General features: G+C 55.9%; 22 protein-coding genes and 1 other annotated feature. Of the genes, 3 read left to right on the plus strand and 19 right to left on the minus strand.

What is annotated here, in order from left to right; translation table 11 throughout:
• Window positions 1–41: 41 nt before the first annotated feature.
• The 6 genes from pyrF to pyrR all read right to left on the minus strand — a co-directional run bounded on the left by pyrF (window position 42) and on the right by pyrR (window position 8134).
• A complete protein-coding gene (gene pyrF / locus FKP33_RS00955) occupies window positions 42–782 on the minus strand; it encodes an orotidine-5'-phosphate decarboxylase (RefSeq protein ID WP_054795542.1) in 741 nt (246 codons plus the stop codon).
• 110 nt (window positions 783–892) lie between these two features.
• Entirely contained in the window at window positions 893–4108 is a 3216-nt protein-coding gene (carB, locus tag FKP33_RS00960; protein WP_127607258.1) for a carbamoyl-phosphate synthase large subunit, read from the minus strand.
• Window positions 4095–5276, minus strand: a complete 1182-nt coding sequence (locus FKP33_RS00965; RefSeq protein WP_141333747.1) for a carbamoyl phosphate synthase small subunit — start codon at window positions 5274–5276, stop codon at window positions 4095–4097. Before FKP33_RS00965 ends, carB begins: the two co-directional genes overlap by 14 nt.
• Window positions 5277–5317: 41 nt before the next feature.
• The gene (locus FKP33_RS00970) at window positions 5318–6601 is read right to left on the minus strand and encodes a dihydroorotase (RefSeq protein WP_127607255.1); all 1284 of its coding nucleotides are present in this window, start codon (window positions 6599–6601) and stop codon (window positions 5318–5320) included.
• A 46-nt stretch (window positions 6602–6647) separates the two neighbouring features.
• On the minus strand, window positions 6648–7556 hold the full coding sequence (locus tag FKP33_RS00975; protein ID WP_141333748.1) for an aspartate carbamoyltransferase catalytic subunit: 909 nt from the start codon (window positions 7554–7556) through the stop codon (window positions 6648–6650).
• Window positions 7553–8134: a bifunctional pyr operon transcriptional regulator/uracil phosphoribosyltransferase PyrR gene (pyrR, locus tag FKP33_RS00980; RefSeq protein ID WP_054798759.1), complete on the minus strand. Its 582-nt coding sequence runs from the start codon at window positions 8132–8134 to the stop codon at window positions 7553–7555. The genes FKP33_RS00975 and pyrR overlap by 4 nt, the downstream gene beginning before the upstream one ends.
• A 499-nt stretch (window positions 8135–8633) precedes the next feature.
• Here pyrR and dapD point away from each other — a divergent pair, with 499 nt between their 5' ends.
• Window positions 8634–9347 (plus strand): 2,3,4,5-tetrahydropyridine-2,6-dicarboxylate N-acetyltransferase, encoded by a 714-nt coding sequence (gene dapD / locus FKP33_RS00985; RefSeq protein ID WP_054798717.1) that lies wholly within the window; start codon window positions 8634–8636, stop codon window positions 9345–9347.
• A gap of 95 nt (window positions 9348–9442) precedes the next feature.
• The gene (locus FKP33_RS00990; RefSeq protein ID WP_054795541.1) at window positions 9443–10591 is read left to right on the plus strand and encodes an N-acetyldiaminopimelate deacetylase; all 1149 of its coding nucleotides are present in this window, start codon (window positions 9443–9445) and stop codon (window positions 10589–10591) included.
• An 82-nt stretch (window positions 10592–10673) separates the two neighbouring features.
• On the opposite strand, the gene FKP33_RS00995 is transcribed toward FKP33_RS00990, so the two are convergent.
• The 3 genes from FKP33_RS00995 to lspA are packed head-to-tail and all read right to left on the minus strand — an operon-like array spanning window position 10674 to window position 13346.
• Complete coding sequence (locus FKP33_RS00995; RefSeq protein WP_141333749.1) at window positions 10674–11846, minus strand: aminotransferase A; 1173 nt, start codon at window positions 11844–11846, stop codon at window positions 10674–10676.
• Between the two features lie 16 nt (window positions 11847–11862).
• Window positions 11863–12819, minus strand: coding sequence for an RluA family pseudouridine synthase (locus FKP33_RS01000; protein WP_054798716.1), 957 nt, complete (start codon window positions 12817–12819; stop codon window positions 11863–11865).
• A complete protein-coding gene (gene lspA, locus FKP33_RS01005; protein WP_141333750.1) occupies window positions 12816–13346 on the minus strand; it encodes a signal peptidase II in 531 nt (176 codons plus the stop codon). The genes FKP33_RS01000 and lspA overlap by 4 nt, the downstream gene beginning before the upstream one ends.
• Window positions 13347–13452: 106 nt before the next feature.
• Between lspA and FKP33_RS01010 the strand changes: the two genes are divergently transcribed.
• Window positions 13453–14214 (plus strand): TraR/DksA C4-type zinc finger protein, encoded by a 762-nt coding sequence (locus tag FKP33_RS01010; protein WP_054795538.1) that lies wholly within the window; start codon window positions 13453–13455, stop codon window positions 14212–14214.
• A 96-nt stretch (window positions 14215–14310) separates the two neighbouring features.
• Here FKP33_RS01010 and ileS read toward each other — a convergent pair whose 3' ends face one another.
• From ileS to sigE, 10 genes are all read right to left on the minus strand, one after another.
• Window positions 14311–17088 (minus strand): isoleucine--tRNA ligase, encoded by a 2778-nt coding sequence (ileS, locus tag FKP33_RS01015; protein WP_141333751.1) that lies wholly within the window; start codon window positions 17086–17088, stop codon window positions 14311–14313.
• A gap of 55 nt (window positions 17089–17143) precedes the next feature.
• Window positions 17144–17410, minus strand: a binding site (T-box leader).
• 84 nt (window positions 17411–17494) lie between these two features.
• On the minus strand, window positions 17495–17974 hold the full coding sequence (locus tag FKP33_RS01020) for a DivIVA domain-containing protein (RefSeq protein ID WP_127607245.1): 480 nt from the start codon (window positions 17972–17974) through the stop codon (window positions 17495–17497).
• A gap of 120 nt (window positions 17975–18094) precedes the next feature.
• Window positions 18095–18877 (minus strand): YlmH family RNA-binding protein, encoded by a 783-nt coding sequence (locus FKP33_RS01025; RefSeq protein ID WP_127607243.1) that lies wholly within the window; start codon window positions 18875–18877, stop codon window positions 18095–18097.
• A gap of 16 nt (window positions 18878–18893) precedes the next feature.
• On the minus strand, window positions 18894–19163 hold the full coding sequence (locus FKP33_RS01030) for a YggT family protein (RefSeq protein WP_054795537.1): 270 nt from the start codon (window positions 19161–19163) through the stop codon (window positions 18894–18896).
• 23 nt (window positions 19164–19186) lie between these two features.
• Entirely contained in the window at window positions 19187–19615 is a 429-nt protein-coding gene (locus FKP33_RS01035) for a cell division protein SepF (protein ID WP_141333752.1), read from the minus strand.
• A gap of 30 nt (window positions 19616–19645) precedes the next feature.
• Window positions 19646–20335 carry a YggS family pyridoxal phosphate-dependent enzyme gene (locus tag FKP33_RS01040; RefSeq protein ID WP_141333753.1) on the minus strand — a complete coding sequence of 230 codons (690 nt, stop codon included), beginning with the start codon at window positions 20333–20335 and terminating at the stop codon, window positions 19646–19648.
• A 69-nt stretch (window positions 20336–20404) separates the two neighbouring features.
• Window positions 20405–21265, minus strand: coding sequence for a peptidoglycan editing factor PgeF (pgeF, locus tag FKP33_RS01045; protein WP_141333754.1), 861 nt, complete (start codon window positions 21263–21265; stop codon window positions 20405–20407).
• A gap of 74 nt (window positions 21266–21339) precedes the next feature.
• A complete protein-coding gene (locus tag FKP33_RS01050) occupies window positions 21340–21642 on the minus strand; it encodes a YlmC/YmxH family sporulation protein (RefSeq protein ID WP_054795534.1) in 303 nt (100 codons plus the stop codon).
• Window positions 21643–21798: 156 nt separating this feature from the next.
• Window positions 21799–22581 (minus strand): RNA polymerase sporulation sigma factor SigG, encoded by a 783-nt coding sequence (gene sigG, locus FKP33_RS01055; protein ID WP_127607235.1) that lies wholly within the window; start codon window positions 22579–22581, stop codon window positions 21799–21801.
• Between the two features lie 159 nt (window positions 22582–22740).
• Window positions 22741–23463: an RNA polymerase sporulation sigma factor SigE gene (sigE, locus tag FKP33_RS01060; protein ID WP_054795533.1), complete on the minus strand. Its 723-nt coding sequence runs from the start codon at window positions 23461–23463 to the stop codon at window positions 22741–22743.
• Between the last annotated feature and the right edge of the window lie 9 nt (window positions 23464–23472).

Genomic DNA, 23472 nt, shown 5'->3' on the forward strand with positions numbered 1-23472 from the left:
GCTCCATTCCAGTTACAGGCTGGTTACATGCCAGCTACAGCTTAGCAGCCCGTTTCGACGGAAGCGATAATCGCTTCCAGCGCCGCTCTCGGGTCCGGCGCAGCCGTGATGGGACGCCCGATGACGACATAATCGGTGCCTTGCGCAAACGCCTCAGGCGGCGTCATGACGCGCGATTGATCGCCGATGTCGGCCCCCGCCGGACGAATGCCCGGCGTCACGGTGACAAAGCCGGTGCCGCATGCCTCTTTGATGCCCGCGACTTCATGCGGCGAAGCGACGACGCCGGCCATGCCCGCGAGCCGCGCCAGCTTCGCATACCGGATGACCGCATCCTCCACGCTGCCGGCAATACCGATCTCGTCGTTCAGCGTCGCCTGGTTCGTGCTTGTCAATTGGGTCACGGCGATAAGCAGCGGCTTGCTGCCTTGTCCCGCTCCGGTCACAGCTTTATCGACGCCTTCCCGAGCCGCTTCCATCATCCTGACTCCGCCCGCGGCATGCACGTTGAACATGTCCACGCCGAGCCGCGTGATGCTCTCGGCCCCGCCCTTAACCGTATTCGGGATATCGTGCATCTTCAAATCCAGGAAAACGTTGTAGCCCTTGTCCTTCAGCCTCGCTACGAACGCGGAACCTGCGCTGTAGAAAAGCTGCATTCCCACCTTCATGTAACAAGGAATGCCTTCGAGCGACTTTACAAGCGTCTCCGCCTGCTCCTCGCAAGCGTAGTCCAAGGCTACCATGATGCGTTCCGCCGCCAACCTGCCGTTCTTTGTCATTCGTCCGTCTCCTTCTCGTTTCCTTCTCATTCGGGCCCCATCAAGGGATTAGCACAGCGCTCCGCAGTCAAGCCGGAGACACTGTGCTAATTCGGGTTTGCTGCTTATAGTTACGCTTGATGCGCAGGCATCGGCGTCGATTGGAAGTAAATCGATTCCAGCACGTGCAGCAGCGCGCTGACGGTATCGAGCGAGGTCATGCACACGACGCCGTTCTCGACCGCTTCGCGGCGAATCCGGAAGCCGTCGCGCTCCGGCATTTTGCCTTTAGTGAGCGTGTTGACGACGAAATGCGCTTCGCCGTTGCGAATCAGATCCAGAATGTTCGGCGAGCCTTCGCTCAGCTTGTTGACGCGGGTTACGTTCAGCCCGGCTTTTTCAAGCGCCGCCGCCGTACCGCCTGTCGCTACGATGCGGTAGCCCAATCGGTCGAAGCCGCGGAAAATTTCCGTCGCTTCCGCCTTGTCTTTGTCCGCAATCGTCGCGATGATGGCGCCGGTCGGCGGCACTTTCATGCCGGAGCCGATCAAGCCTTTGTAGAGCGCCTTCGCGAACGTTTTATCGCGGCCCATGACTTCGCCCGTCGATTTCATCTCCGGTCCGAGCGTCGTGTCGACGCGGCGCAGCTTGGCGAAGGAGAACACCGGCACTTTAACGGAAACGTAGTTGTCTTCCGGCCACAAGCCGTTCTCATAACCCATATCCGCAAGCGTCTCACCCATGATGACGCGTGTCGCCACGTTAGCCATCGGGATTTTCGTGACTTTGCTCAAGAACGGAACCGTCCGGGAAGAACGCGGATTGACTTCGATCACGTACACTTCGTCTTGATAAATGACGAACTGGATGTTGACGAGGCCGACCACTTGCAAGCCGCGGGCGATTTTCGTCGTGATGTCGATAATTTTTTGCTTCAGCTCTTCCGATACGGTTTGCGTCGGATACACCGCGATCGAGTCGCCGGAGTGAACGCCCGCCCGCTCGATATGTTCCATAATGCCCGGAATCAATACGGTTTCTTTGTCGCAAATGGCGTCGACTTCAACTTCTTTGCCGAGCATGTAACGGTCGATCAGGACCGGATGCTCCGGATTGATTTTCACTGCGTATTCCATGTAGCTGAGCAGCTCTTCGTCGGAGTAGACGATTTCCATCGCCCGGCCGCCCAATACGTAGGACGGGCGCACGAGCACCGGATAACCGAACTTCGAAGCCATGCCAACGGCTTGGTCGACCGAAGTGACGGTGCCGCCCGGCGGCTGAGCGATATCGAGCGAGCGCAGCAGCGCTTCGAACTTCTTGCGGTCTTCGGCCGCATCGATGTTCTCCAGATCCGTACCGAGAATGCGTACGCCGGCTTGGGACAGCGGTGCCGCCAGGTTGATCGCCGTTTGGCCGCCGAACTGCACGATGACGCCGATCGGCTGCTCACGCTCGATGACGTTCATGACGTCCTCGAAGAACAACGGCTCGAAGTACAGACGGTCGGACGTATTGAAGTCCGTCGACACGGTTTCCGGGTTGTTGTTGATGATGACCGCTTCGTAACCGGCGGCCTGAATCGCCCACACCGCATGAACGGTCGAGTAATCGAACTCGATGCCTTGTCCGATCCGGATCGGACCGGAGCCGAGCACGACGACCTTCTGTTTCGTCGTCTCCTTCACTTCATCTTCGGTTTCGTAGGTCGAGTAATAGTAAGGCGTCGAAGCTTCGAATTCGGCTGCGCACGTGTCGACCATTTTGTACACCGGCTTCAGGTTCAGGCCGAGGCGGTAAGCGCGAACGTCCGCTTCTTTCGTCATGTTCAGCCCTTTGTCGGCCGACTGGCGAATTTCGGCGATAGCGCGGTCCGTAAACCCTTTGCGCTTCGCTTCATATAACAATTCCGGCGTCAGTTCCGGCTGCTGGAGCTCGGCTTCGAATTTAATCATGCCCTCGAGCTTGTGCAGGAACCACCAGTCCACCTTCGTCAAGTCCTGCAGCTGCTGCACCGTGTAGCCGCGGCGCAAAGCTTCGGCGATCAGGAACATCCGCTCGTCGTCCGGCTTCACCAGACGCTGCTCCAGCGTCGCTTGGTCCAGCAAATCGGTTTCTTTCAAGAACAGACGGTGGACGCCGATTTCAAGCGAACGGATCGCTTTATGGATCGATTCCTCGAACGTACGGCCGATCGCCATGACTTCGCCGGTCGCCTTCATTTGTGTCCCGAGCTTCCGGTTGGCCGAGGTGAATTTATCGAACGGCCAGCGCGGAATTTTCGACACGATGTAGTCGAGCGTCGGCTCGAAGCAGGCGTATGTTTGACCCGTGACCGGGTTGACGATTTCGTCAAGCGTGTAGCCGATCGCGATTTTTGCAGCCATTTTGGCGATCGGGTACCCTGTAGCCTTGGACGCCAGCGCGGAAGAACGGCTCACCCGAGGGTTAACCTCGATCACGTAGTATTGGAAGCTGTGCGGATCAAGCGCGAACTGAACGTTGCAGCCGCCCTCGATATTCAACGCGCGAATAATTTTTAAGGAGGCCGAACGCAACATTTGGTACTCGCGGTCGGACAGCGTCTGGCTCGGAGCGACGACGATCGAATCGCCCGTGTGGACGCCTACAGGATCGAAGTTCTCCATGTTGCAGACGACGATACAGTTATCGTTCGCATCGCGCATGACCTCGTACTCAACTTCCTTCATGCCGGCAATGCTTTTCTCGATCAAGCATTGGTTAATCGGGCTGTAACGAATCCCGGATGCGACCGTTTCGAGCAGCTCTTCTTCGTTCGCGCAAATCCCGCCGCCCGTTCCGCCCAGCGTATAGGCCGGACGCACGATGATCGGATAACCGATCTCATTCGCAAAATCAACCGCTTCCTGCACCGTCGTCACGATCGTGCTGTCCGGCACCGGCTGCTCCAATTCGCGCATCAGATCGCGGAACAAGTCGCGGTCTTCCGCCTTCTCGATCGCGGTCAGCTGCGTACCGAGCAGCTTCACGTTCTCGCGTTCGAGCACACCCGCGCGAGCGAGCTCCACGGCCATATTCAGGCCAGTTTGACCGCCGAGCGTCGGCAGCAAGCCGTCCGGACGTTCTTGACGAATAATTTGCGTGACGAAATCCAGGGTGATCGGCTCGATATATACTTTATCAGCCATGTTCGTGTCGGTCATGATCGTAGCCGGGTTGCTGTTGATCAGAACGACCTCGTAGCCTTCTTCTTTCAAAGCTTGGCAAGCTTGCGTCCCGGCGTAGTCAAATTCCGCCGCTTGGCCGATGACGATCGGACCCGAACCGATAACGAGAATCTTTTTAAGTGTATTATTTTTTGGCATAGGTCAATTCCCCTTTCGAAACGGATCCTGCGGCGCCGTTCGCCTGCTGTTCGTAAGCCGCTGCGAGTTGCGCTTGGCGCGAAATCTTCGGCGTATTTTTTTGATGGTCGCGGATCATGGTCAGAAATTCGTCGAACAAATAGCTCGAATCGAACGGTCCCGGTGCGGCCTCCGGATGATATTGTACGGAGAAAGCCGGGTATTTCTTATGGCGCAAGCCTTCGATCGTACGGTCGTTGTTGTTGATGTGCGTCACTTCCAGCTCCGTGCCGGCGATCGATTCTTCCTTAACGGTGTACCCATGGTTCTGGGACGTGATGTAGCAGCGGCCGGATTTCAGTTCTTTCACCGGATGATTGCCTCCGCGATGACCGAATTTCAGCTTCTCGGTGTCGGCTCCGCTCGCCAAGGCGAACAATTGATGGCCGAGGCAGATGCCGAAGATCGGGAATTCGCCGAGCAGCTCGGCGATCATCTTCGCCGCATGCGGCACGTCTTTCGGATCCCCGGGGCCGTTGGACAGCAGAATGCCGTCCGGCGAGAGGCGGCGGATTTGCTCGGCCGTCGCATCCTGCGGAACGACGACCACATCACAACCGCGCTTCGTCAGGTCGCGCAGAATGCCGCTTTTGGAACCGTAATCGACAAGCACGACGCGCTCTTTCGTCCCCGGCGCGCTAAACACGCTTTTCGTCGAGACGCGGGACACTTGGTCCGTCATGAGCGGCGTCCCGTTCAACTGCTCGAGCAGCTCTTCGACGCACTTATCCGATGTGGTCAAGATGCCTTTCATGACGCCAAGATGGCGGATGCGGCGGGTCAACATCCGCGTATCGATGCCGCTGATCCCGATAATGCCGTATTCTTTCAACAGGTTGTCCAGCGAATACTCGGCTCTCCAGTTGCTCGGCACGATCTCGTGCTCGCGCACGACAAAGCCGTGAATGAACGGACGGATCGATTCGAAATCGTCGCGCGCAATGCCGTAGTTGCCGATCAGCGGATACGTCATCGTGACGATTTGCCCGCAGTAAGACGGGTCCGAGAGAACCTCCTGATAACCTGTGATACCTGTATTAAAAACGACCTCGCCCACCGAGTCGCCGGTGCTTCCGAACGCCTTGCCGGTAAACAACGTACCGTCTTCCAACAACAATCTTGCCTGCATCGATGCTCACTCCTTATGTAATGTTGTTTTCAAGCTTTACATCATACCGACCAAACAACCTTGCCTTCCACCATCGTCAGCGTCGGCCAGCCCTTAAGCACCCAGCCCGTAAACGGGGTGTTGCGTCCCTTCGAAGCGAATTCCGCCGGATCGACCGCTTTCTCCGACTCCAGGTCGATCAAGGTTAAATCCGCCGGTTTACCTTCAGTTATCGTTCCCCACGGCAGTCCGAACACTTCGGCCGGCAGCTTCGTCATCTTGTCGATCAGAAACTCCAGACTCCAGGCCCCCGTTTCCACGAACTTCGTGTACAGAAGCGGGAAGGCCGTCTCGAAGCCGACGATGCCGAACGGAGCGAGCTGTACGCCGCGCGCCTTCTCTTCCTCGCTGTGCGGCGCGTGGTCCGTTACGATGATATCAATCGTACCGTCCATGAGACCTTCGATACAAGCCTGCACGTCTCGCGGCGTGCGCAGCGGCGGATTCATTTTCCAGTTGGCGTCGAGTCCGGGAATATCTTCGTCCGAGAGCAGCAGATGGTGCGGACATACCTCCGCCGTCACCTTGATGCCGATCTGTTTCGCCTGCCGGATCAGCCGGACCGATTGCTCCGTGCTGACGTGGCACACATGATAATGGACGCCCGTCGCTTCAGCCAGCAAAATATCGCGGCCCACATGAATCGCTTCCGACTCGTTCGGAATGCCCTTCAGCCCGTGCTTGCGAGCGAAAGAGCCTTCCGAGAAGGCGGCGCCCTCTACCAGCGTGTTGTCTTCGCAGTGCGCGATAACCGGCATGCCGATCGAGGCCGCTTTAGCCATCGCGTCTTTCATCATCTGAGCGCTTTGCACGCCGACCCCGTCATCCGTATACCCGATTACGCCCGCTTCCTTCAGTGCTTCGAAGTCGGTCAGCTCGCGGCCGAGCTCGTTTTTCGTAATACAGCCGTACGGAAGCACGCGGACGACGCCTTCGGTTTCCGCTTTGTCCAGCACGTACTTCACGGTCTCGACCGTGTCGATGACCGGCCTCGTGTTCGGCATGCAGGCGATGGTTGTGAAACCTCCGCGGGCAGCCGAGCGTGTACCGGTCGCAATCGTTTCTTTATGTTCAAAGCCCGGTTCGCGCAGGTGCACGTGCATGTCGATCAATCCCGGCGTCAGCAGCTTGCCCTTGGCATCGATCACTTCATGTCCGCCGACATCCGGCGACGTGCCGTCCGCATCTGCAATACGGGCCACGAGACCGCCCTCCACCAGCACGTGCTTCGCTTGTGTTTCATTCCCTGCGCTGACAACGCGGGCGTTCAAGATCCAAATTCCCATGAAAACCTCCACATATGGTTAAAATGTTTCGCGCAATCCCCTTCGCTTAGCTCAACGCGCGCTCGATCACGGCCATCCGAATCGGCACGCCGTTGCTCATTTGCGTAAAAATTTTCGACTTCTCGCACTCGACCAGCTCGTCGTCGATTTCGACGTTCCGGTTGAACGGGGCCGGGTGCATGATGATCGCGTGCGGCGCCATTCGCGCAGCCCGCTCCGACGTCAGCCCGTAGGCGGCGCGGTATTCCTCCGCCGACCCGAACAGCGTGCCTTCGTGGCGTTCCAGCTGCACCCGCAGCATCATGACGACGTCGGCCGACAGCGCCTCGTCGATCGTAACATAAGGCGCGTGCTCGCCCAGCTCATCCGCACGCATGCCTTGCGGCGCGCAGAAGCTGACCCTCGCGCCAAGCGTTTGCAGCGCCCACAAGTTCGAGCGGGCGACCCGGCTGTGCTGGATGTCGCCGATGATGGCGACGTGCAGCCCTTTGAAGCCGCCGAATGTTTGGCGGATCGTATACAGATCGAGCAGCGCCTGCGTCGGGTGCTCGTTGTTGCCGTCGCCGGCGTTGATCAGCGGCACCTTGATTTTTTGCACCAGCTCGGGCAAGAGACCGTTCGGCTTCATGCGGATGACGCCGGCGTCGATGCCCATGGACTCCAGCGTTCGTACCGTATCGTAAATCGATTCGCCTTTTTGAACGCTGGATACGGCGGCTGTGAAATTGAGCACTTCAGCGCCAAGCCGCTTTTCCGCAACCTCAAAGGAAAATCTCGTTCTCGTACTGTTCTCAAAAAACATGTTGGCCACGAAGCGGCCTTGCAAATGACCGGTCACCTTCACCGGATATTGCTCCCAGTAAGCGGCGCGGTCCAAAATGGATGTCAGCTCTTCGGCGCTAAGCCCTTTCGTTCCGAGCAGATGTTTATCGGATAAAAGCTGAGTTCGTGTCATTCGCCTTGCCTCCTCTGTCCTGTGATGAGCACTTGGTCCGCGCCGTCCGATTCCGTTAAGTGCACCTCAATGCTCTCCATTCGCGAGGTCGGAACGTTCTTCCCCACGTAATCCGGCCGGATCGGCAGCTCCCGGTGTCCGCGGTCGACGAGCACGGCCAGTTGTATCGATTGCGGCCGCCCGAGATCCATCAGCGCATCCATCGCCGCCCTCACCGTTCGTCCCGTGTACAATACGTCATCGAACAAAATCACTTTCTTCTTATGAACCACGAGGCTTTGCCGTCCGGCTTCGAGCGCAGCCGCCTCTTCGCTCAAGGCGGTTACGTGCGGGGGTGCGGAGATGGTCCGGTCGTCGCGATATCGCGTGACGTCCACTTCCCCGATCGGTACGTTAGCTCCCTCGATTTCGACAATTTTCTCAGCGACCCGCCGGGCCAGATGAATGCCCCGGGTGCGGATCCCGATGAGTACGCAATCTTCAAAGCCTTTGTTTCGTTCCAATATTTCATGGGCGATACGCGTCAATGCTCGTCGTATGGCCGTATCGTCCATTAGCACAAGCTCGGTTTGCTGCATGAACACCGGAACCTCCTCACCGTTGTATTCCTTCATCACAAAGCGATCGACTGCGCAAGACATAAAAAAACCTTGCCGTGTGGACAAGGTTAGCGTGCGCGAAAATAGAACCTGCCCGCAGGAACCGAGATGAGCTGGACATAACCAACCCAAGTCGTTCCGTTCCGGGTAGACCGTTCAATTCGTCGTTCACCTTGTCAGCCTCACGGGACTGCATTTTAAAGGTGCTTTTCAGTTACGAGCATTATCCCACGTTCGACAGCGGATGTCAATAGACGTCGAGGTGCCTTCATCGTTCGAACCGAACAAGCGGACGATGAATCGGCATTGCCTTTCCTGTCAGGGCCGCCAGTTGCGTTATCGCGTTCGGGCCCGGTCTCCTTTTGCGGCATGCGGGGTCTTAAACATTGCTAGAAACGGTGGATTGTGCTATAAAAGATGTAGTTCGTGTCCGCTTGTCCGAGCGGCAACCTTACATAAGGAGTGGAAGTGAAACATTATGTCGATCGAAATGAATACCGAAGAAGTCATTAATCTTATCAAAACAAGCAAAAAGAAAACCCCGGTGAAAGTATATGTAAAAGGCGATTTGGAATCCATCGCTTTCGGCGATACGATCCAAGCGTTCGTATCCGGCAAAAGCGGCGTCCTGTTCGGCGAATGGACCGATATTAAAGCGGTGCTTGACGAGCAAAGCGCGAAAATCGAAGACTACGTCGTCGAGAACGACCGCCGCAACTCCGCCATTCCGCTGCTCGACCTGAAAGGCATCAACGCCCGCATCGAGCCGGGCGCCATCATCCGCGATATGGTCGGCATCGGCGACAACGCCATCATTATGATGGGTGCCGTCATCAACATCGGCGCTTCCATCGGCGAAGGCACCATGATCGATATGGGCGTCGTCATCGGCGGCCGCGTGAAAGTCGGTAAAATGTGCCACATCGGCGCAGGCTCCGTCCTCGCGGGTGTCATCGAGCCGCCTTCGGCGCAGCCGGTCGTGATCGAAGACGATGTGCTCGTCGGCGCGAACGCAGTTATTCTGGAAGGCGTGCGCGTAGGGGAAGGTTCCGTCGTGGCGGCCGGCGCGGTCGTCGTGGAAGATGTGCCTCCTTTCAGTGTTGTGGCGGGTACGCCAGCACGCGTGATCAAGAAAGTGGACGACAAGACAAAGTCCAAAACGGAAATTTTGAAAGACCTGCGCACCCTGTAAATAGCGCATGGATGCGGCTCGGCGCCTGGCGCCGGGCCTTTCTGTTAACCGTGCACGGCCCAAATTGCTTTCTTATAGGAGGCTCTGGTTCGCTTATGAGCAAAACCGTCATTCCCAGCCCGTTCGTTCAGGTGCGCCGCGAGCTGCACCAAATCCCCGAACCGGGCTTCCAGGAATTCAAAACGCAAGCTTATTTGCTTGACTTTATTTCCCGTCTGCCGCAGGACCGCATCGAAGTTCGCAAATGGCGGACCGGTCTTCTCGTGAACGTTCGCGGAACCGCGCCGAAGCGCAGGTATGGCTACCGTGCCGATATGGACGGCTTGCCCATTCAGGAGGACACCGGTTACGAGTTCAAATCGACGCATCCCGGTTTCATGCACGCGTGCGGCCACGATTTGCATATGAGCATCGGGCTCGGGATTTTGGCCCATTTTGCCTCTCATCCGATCCGCGACGATTTGACGTTTATTTTTCAACCGGCGGAGGAAGGTCCGGGCGGCGCGCTTCCGATGCTCGAAAGCGAAGAGTTTCAGGCTTGGCGTCCGGACGAGATCTTCGCGCTGCATATCGCCCCGGAATATCCGGTCGGCACGATTGCGACGAAGCCCGGCATCCTGTTCGCCAACACGTCCGAGCTCTTTATCGACCTTGTGGGCACCGGGGGGCACGCCGCCTTCCCGCACAACGCCAACGATATGGTCGTCGCCGCTTGTCAGCTTGTCGGCCAGCTGCAAACCGTCATCGCGCGCAATGTGAACCCGCTCGACTCCGCCGTGATCACGATCGGCAAGATCGACGGCGGCACGAAGCAGAACATCATCGCGGAGCGGGCGCGCCTCGAAGGAACGATCCGCACTTTATCCGCCGATACGATGAAGCTCGTTAAATCGCGCATAGAAGCGATCGTGAACGGCATAGAGGCTTCGTTCGCCTGTAAAGCCGAGATCGATTACGGTTCAAATTACATGCAGGTGTATAACGAAAAGTCCGTGACCGCGGAGTTTATGAGCTGGCTCAGCGAATCGCAGGCGGAGTTCGGCGTGAAGCTTCATGAATGTACGGAAGCGATGACCGGCGAAGATTTCGGATATTTCCTCGAATCGATTCCCGGCTTCATGTTCTGGCTCGGCGTCAATACCCCGTACGGGCTGCATCATGCGAAGATCGAGCCGGACGAAGCGGCCATCGATACGGCCATCGGCCTCATGACCCGCTTTCTGACCTGGAAGTCGGAGCAATAGCCTGAAATGATATGCAAACAGCCGTCCGGATCATTCCGAACGGCTGTTTGCGCAGTTAAAATTCGATAACATGGCGCCAAATTCAACGGTGGGGCAGCTTCTTCACGAACGCCTCCAGCCGGTCCATCCCGGCTTCCAGCACATCCATCCCGTATGCATACGAAAGCCGCACGTACCCTTCCCCGAAATGCGAGAAGGCATCCCCCGGAACAACCGCGACGCGGTGCTCCTCGAGCAGACGCATCGTGAACTCCATCGACGTCAACCCGAACCGCTCGATCGAAGGGAACATATAGAACGCCCCTTCCGGTTTCTCCAGCGTAAAGCCCATGCCGGTCAACCGGTCGTATACGAAATCGCGGCGCTTGCGGTACTCGGCTTTCATGGGGGCAGCGTCATCCACGCCCGCTGTCAGCGCTTCAATCGCCGCATATTGACTGATCGAGCTTGCGCAGGTCACGTTGTACTGATGAACCTTGACCATATGCTGGGACAAGTAGGCGGGCGCAAGCGTGAAGCCGATCCGCCAGCCTGTCATGGAATGGGATTTCGACAAGCCGTTAATGACGATCGTTTGCTCACGCATGCCCGGCACGGCCGCGAAAGAGCGGTGCGGCGCATCGTAGATAAGCTCGCTGTAAATTTCGTCGGCGATGACGAACACTTCCCGATCGGCCAGCAATTGTCCGATCTCCGCCAGCTCTTCCGACGCCAGGACGCGACCGGTCGGGTTTGACGGGTAACAGAGAACGACGCAGCGGGTCCGGTCCGTCAGATGCGGCTCAAGCAGTTCTGCAGTCAGCTTGAAGCCATTGGATCGCGTATCCACATAGACCGGTACGCCTCCGCACAATCGGACAAGCGGCTCATAGCCGGGATAGATCGGACCCGGTAAAATAACCTCGCTGCCTTCGGTCAGCAGCGTCCGCAGCGTAATATCGAGCGCCTGGCTTGCGCCAGTCGTCACGATGATTTCGTCCGCTGCGGCATACTCCAGTCCGTACTTCCCCTTCACGAACTGTGAGATGGCCGACCGCAGTTCCGGCAGCCCCGGATTCGGCGTGTAGGTCGTGCGGTGGTCGGCGATGGCCTGCTCCGCCGCGTGCAAAATATGTTCAGGCGTCGGAAAATCCGGCTGCCCGATGGTCAGTGTAATCGCATCCTTATATCCGCTGACCAGATTCGAAATTTTACGGATGCCTGAAATTTGAATGTCTTTGACCCGCGGATTAATGAGCCTCTCCAATTGTTCCATGTCCGGCTTTCATTCCTTATCGCGTTTTTAGTACGTCCAACAATCGCAGCATATCGTCCGGCAGCGGCGCTTCAAACTCCAGCCACTTTCCGGAGCGCGGGTGTTCGAAGCCGAGGACGGCGGCATGCAAGGCTTGCCCTTCCATGACGACGCCCCTGCTCTTCGACAGGCCGTAGGCCGGGTCGCCGACCAGCGGATGCCCGATAAACTTCATGTGGACGCGAATCTGGTGCGTTCGTCCCGTTTCCAGCTTCAGCTCGACTAACGTGTAGTCGCCGAATCGTTCCAATACGAGAAAATGCGTGACGGCACGCTTACTGTTCTTCTCTGTGACCGTGTACAGCTTGCGGTCCTTCGGATCGCGGCCGATCGGCGCATCGATCGTTCCGTTGTCGTGCGGCACGTTGCCGTGCACAAGGGCGATATACTTGCGGTTGACCGTGTGCGCCTTCAGCTGCGCGGCCAGCCCGCTGTGGGCCAGGTCGTTCTTCGCAGCCATCAGCAGTCCCGAAGTATCCTTGTCGATCCGGTGCACGATGCCGGGACGCATCACCCCATTAATGCCGGACAAGTCCTGGCAGTGGTACATCAGCCCGTTCACGAGCGTGCCGCTGTAATGGCCGGGCGCCGGGTGCACGACAAGGCCGCGCGGTTTATTGATGACAATCACGTCCGAGTCCTCGTAGACGACATCGAGCGGAATCGGCTCCGCGGCCACTTCCAGCTCCTGCGGCTCGGGGATGATCAGCGCCAGCGTTTCGCCCTCATTCAGCTTGTAGTTCGGCTTGACCACGCGGCCGTCGATAGTTGCATGGCCTTCCTTGATCCATTGCTGCACCTGCGTCCGCGACACCTCCTCATCCAGCGCCTCGGTTAGAAACTTGTCGATGCGTTCGCCCGCTTCCGTCGCTTCAATGACCCATTCCTGGCGGGAATCCAAATCCCCGGAGACTTCTTGCTGCACTCCGCTCATGGCTGCAAATCCCCGCTTTCCGATCCGGTCTTGACGCTCTGCTTCGCCTCGCGGCGCCAACTGATTAATGCGTCCAGGAAGATCAAAGCGACGCCGGAGACGATTGCGGAATCCGCCACATTGAAAATGGGGAAAATATAAGGCGTCTGCAGCCAGCTGAAATCGAATGTAAATTGGAAGAAGTCAACCACCTCGCCCGTTCTCGCCCGGTCGATGAAATTGCCGAGCGCTCCACCCAGCAGCAAGCTTAACGCAAACGGCAGCAGCTTCTTGCCTTCGTCCAACGTCTTTTTCAAATACCAGATGATACCGATCACGACAAAGATCGTGATAACGATGAAAAACCATCGTTGGTTTTGCAGAATGCCGAAGGCCGCTCCTTTATTCCGGTGCGACGTAATTTGGAAAAACTCGCCGATAACGGAACGCGATTCTCCAATCACCAAGCGGTTGACAATCACCCATTTCGTTGCTTGGTCGATAAGCAGCACGATGAAGGCGTACACGTAGTATTGTAAATATTTCAATGGAACAACCCCTTATTCGAGCTGACATTACAAGGATTTACCTAGCTAAAAAAATTCCGGTCCGCTTAAACTAACGGTAGGCAACCACCTCGAGGAGGCGATCATCTTGACGAACGTTCCATCCCGGGATCACGCGTTAACCGGGGCCCAGCTGCAGGAGCTGAGCGCTAAGCTTCAGGAAGAGCAGCAGTGGCTTCAAGCGCACTTGACCGACCGAGAGCACGAAGGCCTGGAAAATTCGCTCCGCGATCAAACCGGTGAACTATCCGCTTACGACAACCATCCGGCCGACCTCGGCAGCGAAATGTTCGAGCGGGCTAAAGACATCGCTTTGCTTGAAAATGCGGAACGTCACTTAACCGACATCAACGAAGCGCTCGCACGCATCGAAACGGGTGCATACGGAACGTGCCGCGCTTGCGGGCAACCCATACCGTTCGAACGGCTGCAAGCTATGCCTACCGCGGCGTACTGCGTCAAGCATGTGCCCGACCCGAACGAATCGGAGCGCAGACCTGTGGAAGAGCAGCTGCTGGCTCCGCCATTCGGACGTACGAGCTTGGACGAGCTCCCCGATCAAAATCAATTTGACGGCGAAGACGCATGGCAAATCGTGGAGAGCTGGGGCACATCCAATTCCCCGGCGATGGCGGAAGATCCGGATATATCCAACAACTACAACGATATGGAGATCGAAGCCGAAGAGAACGTCGGTTACGTCGAATCGTTCGAAAGCTTCGTCGCGACCGATCTGTACGGCCAACAGGTCACCGTCGTCCGCAACCAGGCTTACCGCGATTATATGCGCAATGGCGAAGGCTACGGCTTACTGGAACAAGAATCTTCCGTGGAGGACAGCTACGACTGAACGTTGCGTGCGGAATACGGAATCAACGCAACAAGTAACGAGCGTTCCGGCCTCAGCCGGAGATCGCTCGTTACTTGTTTGCGCGGATACACCGGGTTAAACCGCAGCGCCTTCTTTCAAGACGCCTGAGCACCGTTTGCACAACGTAGGATGCTCCGGATCGTGTCCAACCTCCGGCGTGACGATCCAGCAGCGCTCGCACTTCTCACCGTCTGCTACAGCGATGGACACCGCCATTTCCTTGAATGCATGCGCCCCGGCAGGCACCGTCTCTCCCGCTTCGTGCACGACGACACCCGACACGATGAAGAGCAGATCCAGCCTGTCAAAGCCGGCAAGCAGCTTCGCGGCTTCCGCATTCGGATACAGATGCACGCAAGCGCTGAGCGAGTTCCCGATGAGCTTCTCCTTGCGCGCTTCTTCCAGCGCCTTCAGCACATCGTCACGCAGCGAGATGAACGATTCCCACTTCTGCTCCAACGCTTCATCGAACAAGTCCGCATTCACTTCCGGCAAATAGGCGAGCTGCACGCTGGCCAGTTCCGTGCCCGGGATATATTTCCACACTTCGTCCGCGGTATGTGGCAGGATCGGCGCGATCAGTTTAGTTATAACCGTTAGCGTGTCGTACAATACGGTTTGTGCCGCTTTTCGCTCCGGATCCGCCGCCGCGCTGGCGTACAGCCGATCTTTCAGAATATCCAGGTAGAACGCGCTCATTTCGACGGCGCAATAATGATGCACCGCTTGATAAACGACATGGAACTCATACTTGTCGTAAGCTTTAATTACTTTGTCGGCCATCCGGTGCAGACGAATCATGGCGAATCGGTCAAGCTCGTTCAGAGCAGACACGTCGACGCGATCGCGAGCCGGGTCGAAATCCGACAGGTTGCCGAGCAGGAAGCGCAGCGTGTTGCGGATCTTCCGGTAACCCTCGGACGTTTGGGTCAAGATGTTATCCGAGATGCGTTGATCCGCCTGAAAGTCGGTTGAGGACACCCACAGACGCAAAATTTCAGCGCCCAGCTTGTCTGCCACTTGCTTCGGATCGATCGTATTGCCGAGTGACTTGGACATTTTCCGTCCTTCGCCGTCCAGCGTGAAGCCGTGGGACAGGATACCTTTGTAAGGCGCTTGCCCCTTCACCGCAACACCCGTGATCAACGAGGAGTTGAACCAGCCGCGATATTGGTCCGATCCTTCCAAATACAAGTCAGCCGGCCATTGCAGTTCCTCGCGCGTCTCCAATACCGCTACATGGCTGGAGCCGGAATCGAACCATACGTCCATAATATCCGTTTCTTTGCGGAAATGGTCGTGTCCGCAGGACGGGCACACGGTACCTGCCGGCAGCAGCTCTTTCTCATCCTTCAAGAACCATGCATTCGAGCCCTCCTGCTCGAAGATGCCCGCAACATGCTCGATCGTCGACTCATTCACGAGCGGCTCGTTGCAGCTGCGGCAATAGAAGATCGGAATCGGAACGCCCCATGCCCGTTGCCGGGAAATACACCAGTCGCCGCGCTCGGCGATCATGTTGTGCAGACGGGTCTCGCCCCACTCCGGCGTCCAGTCGATGCGTTTGATTTCGTCCAGCATCGCTTGACGGAATTTATCGACGGAAGCGAACCATTGCTCGGTCGCACGGAAGATAACGGGCTTCTTCGTCCGCCAGTCATGCGGGTATTGATGCTGGATCGTGTTCATATGCAGCAGGTGGCCGGAAGCTTGCAGCATCTCCGTGATCACCTTGTTTCCCTTATCGTAGAACATGCCTTCAAAGCCCGGCGCTTCCGCCGTAAAATGCCCCTGATCGTCCACCGGACACAACACGCCGATGTTATAACGTTGCCCGATGACAAAGTCATCTTCCCCGTGACCCGGCGCGGTATGAACGCAGCCCGTACCCGCTTCCAGCGTGACATGCTCGCCGACCATCACGAGGGACCTGCGGTCGTAGAACGGATGCTGGCAGAGCACATGCTCCAGCTCGGCGCCTTTGTAGGCAGACAGCACCTTCACGTCTGTCCAGCCGATTTCCTTCGCCGCCGCTTCGAGCAGCCCTTGCGCAAGCACAAACTTGCGGCCGGCCGCCTCTACCAGCACGTAGTCAAATTCCGGATGCAGACTGATCCCGAGGTTGGCAGGAAGCGTCCAAGGCGTCGTCGTCCAGATGACGATCGCGGCATCCTCGGGCAGCTTGCCTTTTCCGTCTTTCACTTGAAACGCCACATAGATCGAGGTTGAAGTTTTGTCTTTATATTCGATTTCCGCTTCGGCCAGCGCGCTCTCCGAGGACGGAGACCAATAGACCGGCTTCAGCCCTTTGTAGATGTAACCTTTGTTCACCATGCCGCCGAACACGCGGATTTGCTGGGCTTCGTATTTTGGCTGCAGGGTTACGTACGGGTTCTCCCAATCGCCGCGGATACCTAGCCGCTTGAACTGTTTCTTTTGTTTCTCGACCCACTCGAGGGCGTAGGCTTTACAGTAATCGCGGAATTCCGGAACGCTCATTTTTTTACGGTCGACCTTGCCGCCGTTGGCGATGGCCTGCTCGATCGGCAAGCCGTGCGTGTCCCAGCCCGGCACGTACGGGGCGTCGTAGCCCTGCATCGTTTTGAAGCGGACGATAATATCTTTCAATACTTTGTTCAGCGCATGGCCGATATGAATATCCCCGTTTGCATACGGAGGACCGTCATGCAGTATAAATTTCGGCTTGCCTTTGCGGCTTTCTTGCACGAGACGGTAGATGTCAATCTCTTCCCAGTGCTGCTGCATTTTCGGTTCGGCCTGCGGCAAGTTCCCGCGCATCGGAAACTCGGTTTGCAGCAGGTTTAACGTTTTTCCATAATCTACGTTTGACATATTTACCCACGCTCCTGACTTGATTCAAACCAAACAAAAAAAAGACCTCGCATCCCATAGGGACGAGAAGTCTCGCGGTACCACCCTGATTAAGACAATAGCCAACCCCATCCGCGGCTGACGCCCGACCGGATGAATCAATTGGCTTATAATCTTCGCTCCATGATCGATAACGGGATCATCCGTTGCTCTTTACTTACGCATCGGTTCAAGAGACGCTCCTGGGTGATATTCCTAAGCCGCCGAAGTCCGGGCTCGCACCAACCCCCGAATCGCTTGCTTCAGCCGTACGCCAAGTACTCGTCCCAGTCTTCGCTTTCACATATGGTAACTTAACAGGAGTATATCGAAAATTGCGCGCATCGTCAACTGACACGGCTTGTATGAATATCCGGGCTTGTCCGGTTTACGGCTGCTCCACTTCCGTGCGCTCAAGCGAGTTCCAATCTTCCTTGCTGAGCAGTTCGAGCTGCGCTTCGATTAACGTCCGGAAACGGGTACGGTAGATCGATGCCTGTTTCTTCAGCTCCTCGATCTCAACCGAGATTTTGCGCGCCTTCGAAAGCGATTCGTTAATAATCCGATCGGCGTTTTTCTCCGCTTCCTTGATGATGAGCTGTGCTTCTTTCTTCGCGTTCGTTTTTACCTCATCCGCAGCTTCCTGAGCGACGATGATCGTCTTGCTCAGCGTTTCCTCAATGTTTGCAAAGTGATCCAGCCGCTCTTGAATCGTAATCAATTGATTTTGCATCTCTTTATTTTCACGAATTAACGCCTCGTAGTCTTTAATAACCTGATCCAAAAATTCATTGACCTGATCCTCGTCATATCCTCGGAACGAACGACTAAATTCCTTATTATGTATATCGAGCGGTGTTAAAGCCATTCTTGCACCTCCTGCATATTTGAGCAACGTGCGCCGATGATGTTCGACATCCATGCGTATTGGTATATTTCGACAATACTTAGATTTTTCCTGCCTGCATAAATCAAAAAAATCGGCAATTTATGCATATTTGCCGATTCGAATGCGATACCTGCCTTTTTTGGTCAGCCCTTCGACTTCCAACACTTTGAACCTGCCGAACCCCTTCAGCGACACGACGTCACCCTGCTTCAGCGGCTTGCTCGGATCCTCTTCCTGCTTCCAATTCACTTTGCAGCGGCCCGCTTTGATCGGAACAAGCACCTTCGCGCGGCTGAGCCGGTACACGTCGCTGACAATCCCGTCCAAGCGGAGGGAAGCGACGGTCAAGTTCATGTCGTCGAGCTTCGTTTCCGTGGCCTGCAGCTTGTCCAGCGGCAGCGTGCCCGTATGCACGTGCACACGATGCACCTGGTTCAAGTGAAGCACGATATAATCGGCGATCTCTGCGGCGGCAAGAAAGTGGCATCCGGTCGGCAGCACATAGATGTCGCCGACTTTATCCCGTTTAATGCCCAAACCGAGTATTGCGCCCATATAGTCGCCATGGTCCAAATCGCCCAGGCTGTCGTCTGTGGAAGACACTTCGATTAGCCGGATGCCCATCTCTTCATCATCCAGTACGCGGTAATCCGGGGCGACAATCGCCCGCTTCCGCTCGGCGTTCGGGTGACCTCCCTCGAAGCGAACCTGCACGTCTGCGCTTCGATTCACGAGACTCGTTAAGATGAACGCTTGTCTTGGGTCTAAAAAATCGGTCCGTTTCACTTCATGCTGCTCGGCCCTGGCCACCCATTCGGCGGCTTGATCGACGAAACGATGCTCATCCGGGTGAAAGTGAGCGTAAATGTTATCCTGCGTCAGTTGAAATCACCTTCAATTAAGGGATGATGTAGCCGATGACGACGGCCAATCCCATGCCGATAAAACGTAGCGCAATTAAGGCGACGATCGGCGAAATGTCGATCATGCCTCCGATCGGCGGGATGAAGCGGCGAAACAGACCCAAATATGGCTCGCACAGCTTAGCCAGTATTTCGCCGATGAAGCTCTCCCTCGCGTTAGGCAGCCAGGAAAGCAGCACGTAAGCGATAAGCACGTATTGATAAATGTTGACGAGTGTGGATATGAAACCTTCAATAGAGCTCAAATACGTTCACCTCGTTTTTGTAGTCAAGCTTGTTCATCCTGGTTGAGCAATTCCGAGATGGAACCGTGAATTTCAACCGTATCCGGCGTGCACAGAAAAATATTCGGACCTATCTTGGAGATCGAGCCGTTCAAAGCGTACACCGTACCGCTCAGGAAATCGACGATCCGCGTCGCCTGATCGGTACGAACGCGGTGCAGGTTGACGACAACCGGGCGGCGGGAACGCAGATGATCGGCGATTTCCTGCGTTTCCTCGTAAGAACGCGGCTCGTGCAGGACGACCCGAATATTTTTTTGCGAATGAATGCTCACAATGTTCCCTTTAGTTTTACGCACTTCCTGCGCCGGAGTTTCATTTTCTTCATGCTGCTCCAAGCTGCGCTCGCGCTCGACGAGCTCTTCCTCTTCCTGCAGGCCGATCAAATTCATAAACTTGTTATAAACGCCCATATCCGTTCCCTCCCTTTGTTTGGTGACGCTTTATTCTTTACCCACCAAAATAGAGCCGAGCCTCACCCAAGTCGCGCCTTCCTCGATTGCCACTTCGTAATCGTTCGACATGCCCATGGACAATTCCGACACTTCGTAATCAAGTACGCCGGCGTCGTTCAAGCGGTCGCGCCACTCCCGAAGCCCCCGAAATACAGGCCTGGTTTCCTCAGCTTCCGCTTCGTACGGCGCCATGGTCATCAACCCGGCAATCCGAATCGAATCCATTCCCCGTATTTCTCTAACGAACGAGATCAGCGATTCCGGCTCCAATCCGTATTTCGACTCCTCGCCGGATACGTTCAGCTGGATGAAGCAAGGCACCTGCAGCTGCAGCCCGGAAGCTTTCTTCTCAATCTCCTTGGCGAGCGACAGCCTGTCCAGGGAATGAATATAGGCGAACTTGCCGATGACGTCCTTTACTTTGTTCGTTTGCAAATGTCCGATAAAATGCCACGTGCCCTTCAATCCGAACGCTTCCCACTTGGCCGCCGCATCCTGCCAGCGGTTCTCGCCGATATGCGTAAGTCCGGCTTCGAGAACTTGTCCGGTCGTCGCCAGCGAAACGTATTTCGTAACGGCAATCGTCCGCACCTCTTTCGGGTCGCGGCCCGAGCGGGCGCAAGCGGCTGCCACTCGTTCCTGCACGTGCTGTATGCGATCTGCCAATTGATTGTTCAACTTCATTATTCACCCCATTTACGATCGACCGCGTTCGAGACAGCGAACGGCTTCTAACGCGGGAAGCCTCTACGCTTCCCGGAGCCCGATCCAAGCTGCCATTCGGCCCGTCCTGCCGCCTTCCTTCCGATGCGAAAAGAACAGATCCGTATGACAGCTTGTGCATAAACCTGTTATTTCGATATGAGACGGCAATATTCCTGCTTTTATCATAATTTGTCGGTTGACTTGTTGCAAGTTTAACTTATATTTGCCGTTCGGCTGCTGCTTGTAACACAGTACGTCGGCCGGTTGAACGGTTGCTTCCTCATCCGCCTCGCGAAGCGCCCGGTCGATCCGCCCGATGACGGTGTCGTCCACCTCGTAACAGCAGGCACCGATCGAAGGCCCGATCGCCGCTCTCACATCGCGCGGCTTCGTGCCGTACGCGGCGCTCATCGTCTCCAGCAGCGCCTTGGCGATTTGGAGTGCGGTGCCCTTCCAGCCGGCATGCGCCAGCCCGACCGCTTGACGGATCGGATCGTAAAAGTAAAGCGGCACGCAGTCCGCGAACAGCGCATGCAAGTAAACCCCGCGTTCGTTCGTCACGAACCCGTCCTTCGCCTGCAGCGCCTTCTCGCGCGAGTCGTTGCCCGCTCCGCGCCATGCTTTCGTTACCACTTGAATCTCGTTGCCGTGCACCTGTTCGGCATACGTACAGGCGTCGAACGGAAACTCCAGCGCCTCGGCCAACAGACGCCGGTTGCGCACGACATCGCCGGGTTCATCCGCAACGTGAAGCCCGCAGTTCAAGCTGCTGAAATCGCCTCGGCTAACGCCGCCAAGCCGTGTCGTAAATCCGGCGGACAGCTGCGGATAGGCGCGCGTGAAAGGCGCCAAGGCTAACAACTCGCAGCCGTTATCGGCTTTCTCGAGAACAAACGGTTCCATTCCCCTTGCGCCCCCTGTCATCGTTTACCATTCAGTATACACGATACGCCTGAAAAGAACACCCCATTCGGCGCTTAATTCCCTTCGCGGTAATTGCGGTTGTATTCGTAGGAGACCTCGGTCTCCTCCTGCCGGACGCTGCGCATATCTTCGATTTTCACAAGCACGACGTCCATCCCGATCTTCACAATATTGCGCCATGGGATAATAACGTCCGTCGCGCCCCCGAACAATCCGAAGAAACGCGGCGAGTTCGGAACGACAATCGCCTCGATTCGCCCGTTCCGCAGGTCGAGCTCCAGATCGCTGATTTGCCCCAGCTTCTTGCCGTCCACGATATTGATGACGTCCTTCGTTTGAAAATCGGATATTTTCAAGCTGCCCTCACCACCGAGCTTTAGTTGATACTTTATGTGTATGTGAAAGTTGGGCAAAATGTCCATGCGTGTACCGTTTTCCATATAAAAAAAGACCTTTCCCACGGGCTTGGCCTGCGGTTCGGGTCGGATTTTCACGGTTGAGGTGCGGCTGTTTCAGTTTTTTACGTGCTTTTGCATTTGCGAGATGGCCGATTTTTCCAGACGAGAGACTTGCGCTTGCGAAATGCCGATCTCATCGGCGACTTCCATTTGCGTTTTTCCGTCAAAAAACCGCATGGATAAAATCATTTTCTCCCGGTCGTTCAGCTTGCGCATCGCTTCCCGCAAGGCGATTCCTTCGATCCACGACACATCCTTGTTGCGATCGTCGCTAATTTGATCCATTACGTAAATCGGGTCGCCCCCGTCGTGATAAATCGGCTCGAACAGCGACACCGGATCCTGGATCGCATCGAGCGCGAAGACGACATCTTCCCTAGGAACGTTCAGCGCTTCGGAAATTTCGTAAATCGTGGGCTCGCGCGAGTTTTGGTTCGTCAGTTGGTCGCGGACCTGGAGCGCCTTATAAGCGATGTCCCGCAGCGAACGCGATACCCGAATCGGGTTGTTATCCCGCAGGTACCTGCGAATTTCCCCGATAATCATCGGAACGGCGTACGTCGAAAACTTTACATTTTGGCTTAAATCAAAATTATCAATGGCTTTCATCAGTCCGATACAACCGACTTGAAACAGATCGTCCACGTATTCCCCCCGGTTGTTAAAGCGTTGAATAACGGATAGCACCAGCCGGAGGTTGCCGTTTACTAATTTCTCTCTTGCAGATCGTTCATTCTTCGTTTGCAAACCGACGAACAGTTCACGCATTTCCGCATTGGTCAAAACCGGTAGCTTTGCCGTATCGACGCCGCAAATTTCGACTTTGTTTCGGGTCATTCGTGATTACCTCCCAAGGAGAAACATTAATGTACATTATCCCCCTGGACATTTTTTTTATGCGTTTTTTTCCAACTCGCCGCAGCACCCGCGAATGGCCTGCTGGAACGCGGAAAAGCTACAGAACGAACTGCAGCTTTTTTCTTCACCCTCCGGATTTTACACCATCTTGTTAAATTCTTTGCGAAGCCGCTTAATAATTCGCTTCTCTAAGCGGGAGATGTACGATTGCGAAATACCGAGCATGTCGGCCACATCTTTTTGCGTCTTCTCTTCGCCGTTCCGCAGCCCGAAACGCAGTTCCATGATGATGCGCTCGCGTTCGGACAATTTATCTAAAGCCTTATGCAGCAGCTTCCGGTCCACCTGCTCCTCAATGTTCCGGTATATCGTATCGTTCTCCGTGCCGAGAACATCCGACAGCAGCAGCTCGTTGCCGTCCCAATCGATATTAAGCGGCTCATCGAACGAGACTTCCGTACGGATTTTGCTGTTTCGGCGTAAATACATTAATATTTCGTTCTCAATGCAGCGGGAAGCGTACGTGGCAAGCTTGATCTTTTTCTCCGGATCGAAGGTGTTCACCGCTTTAATAAGACCGATTGCTCCGATCGACACCAGATCCTCGATATTGATGCCGGTATTCTCAAATTTACGCGCAATGTATACGACTAATCTGAGATTTCGTTCGATCAGCATCCCCCGGATGGCCGCATCGCCCGACGGAAGCTTCTCCAGCAAATATTCTTCCTCTTCGCGGGTGAGCGGGGGCGGCAGCGCTTCGCTTCCTCCGATGTAATAAATCTCTTCTCCTTTAAGCCCGAGCAGCAGCAAAAGACGGAAATACATGATTTGCAGCATTAGCTTCCACTTGACTAACATGTTCGACTA

Origin of the sequence: Paenibacillus sp. tmac-D7 (assembly GCF_006519665.1) — a bacterium.
GTDB classification, from domain to species: Bacteria; Bacillota; Bacilli; order Paenibacillales; family NBRC-103111; genus Paenibacillus_G; species Paenibacillus_G validus.

Excerpts from the sequence above, each read along its gene's own strand:
- carB (WP_127607258.1), bottom strand. The coding sequence starts at position 4,108 with ATGCCAAAAAATAATACACTTAAAAAGATTCTCGTTATCGGTTCGGGT.
- FKP33_RS00990 (WP_054795541.1), top strand. The coding sequence starts at position 9,443 with ATGAGCAAAACCGTCATTCCCAGCCCGTTCGTTCAGGTGCGCCGCGAG.
- pyrF (WP_054795542.1), bottom strand. The coding sequence starts at position 782 with ATGACAAAGAACGGCAGGTTGGCGGCGGAACGCATCATGGTAGCCTTG.
- FKP33_RS00965 (WP_141333747.1), bottom strand. The coding sequence starts at position 5,276 with ATGCAGGCAAGATTGTTGTTGGAAGACGGTACGTTGTTTACCGGCAAG.
- FKP33_RS00975 (WP_141333748.1), bottom strand. The coding sequence starts at position 7,556 with ATGACACGAACTCAGCTTTTATCCGATAAACATCTGCTCGGAACGAAA.
- FKP33_RS00995 (WP_141333749.1), bottom strand. The coding sequence starts at position 11,846 with ATGGAACAATTGGAGAGGCTCATTAATCCGCGGGTCAAAGACATTCAA.
- pyrR (WP_054798759.1), bottom strand. The coding sequence starts at position 8,134 with ATGCAGCAAACCGAGCTTGTGCTAATGGACGATACGGCCATACGACGA.
- FKP33_RS01035 (WP_141333752.1), bottom strand. The coding sequence starts at position 19,615 with ATGGGCGTTTATAACAAGTTTATGAATTTGATCGGCCTGCAGGAAGAG.
- FKP33_RS01020 (WP_127607245.1), bottom strand. The coding sequence starts at position 17,974 with ATGGCTTTAACACCGCTCGATATACATAATAAGGAATTTAGTCGTTCG.
- pgeF (WP_141333754.1), bottom strand. The coding sequence starts at position 21,265 with ATGGAACCGTTTGTTCTCGAGAAAGCCGATAACGGCTGCGAGTTGTTA.
- ileS (WP_141333751.1), bottom strand. The coding sequence starts at position 17,088 with ATGTCAAACGTAGATTATGGAAAAACGTTAAACCTGCTGCAAACCGAG.
- FKP33_RS00970 (WP_127607255.1), bottom strand. The coding sequence starts at position 6,601 with ATGGGAATTTGGATCTTGAACGCCCGCGTTGTCAGCGCAGGGAATGAA.
- sigE (WP_054795533.1), bottom strand. The coding sequence starts at position 23,463 with ATGTTAGTCAAGTGGAAGCTAATGCTGCAAATCATGTATTTCCGTCTT.
- sigG (WP_127607235.1), bottom strand. The coding sequence starts at position 22,581 with ATGACCCGAAACAAAGTCGAAATTTGCGGCGTCGATACGGCAAAGCTA.
- FKP33_RS01000 (WP_054798716.1), bottom strand. The coding sequence starts at position 12,819 with ATGAGCGGAGTGCAGCAAGAAGTCTCCGGGGATTTGGATTCCCGCCAG.
- dapD (WP_054798717.1), top strand. The coding sequence starts at position 8,634 with ATGTCGATCGAAATGAATACCGAAGAAGTCATTAATCTTATCAAAACA.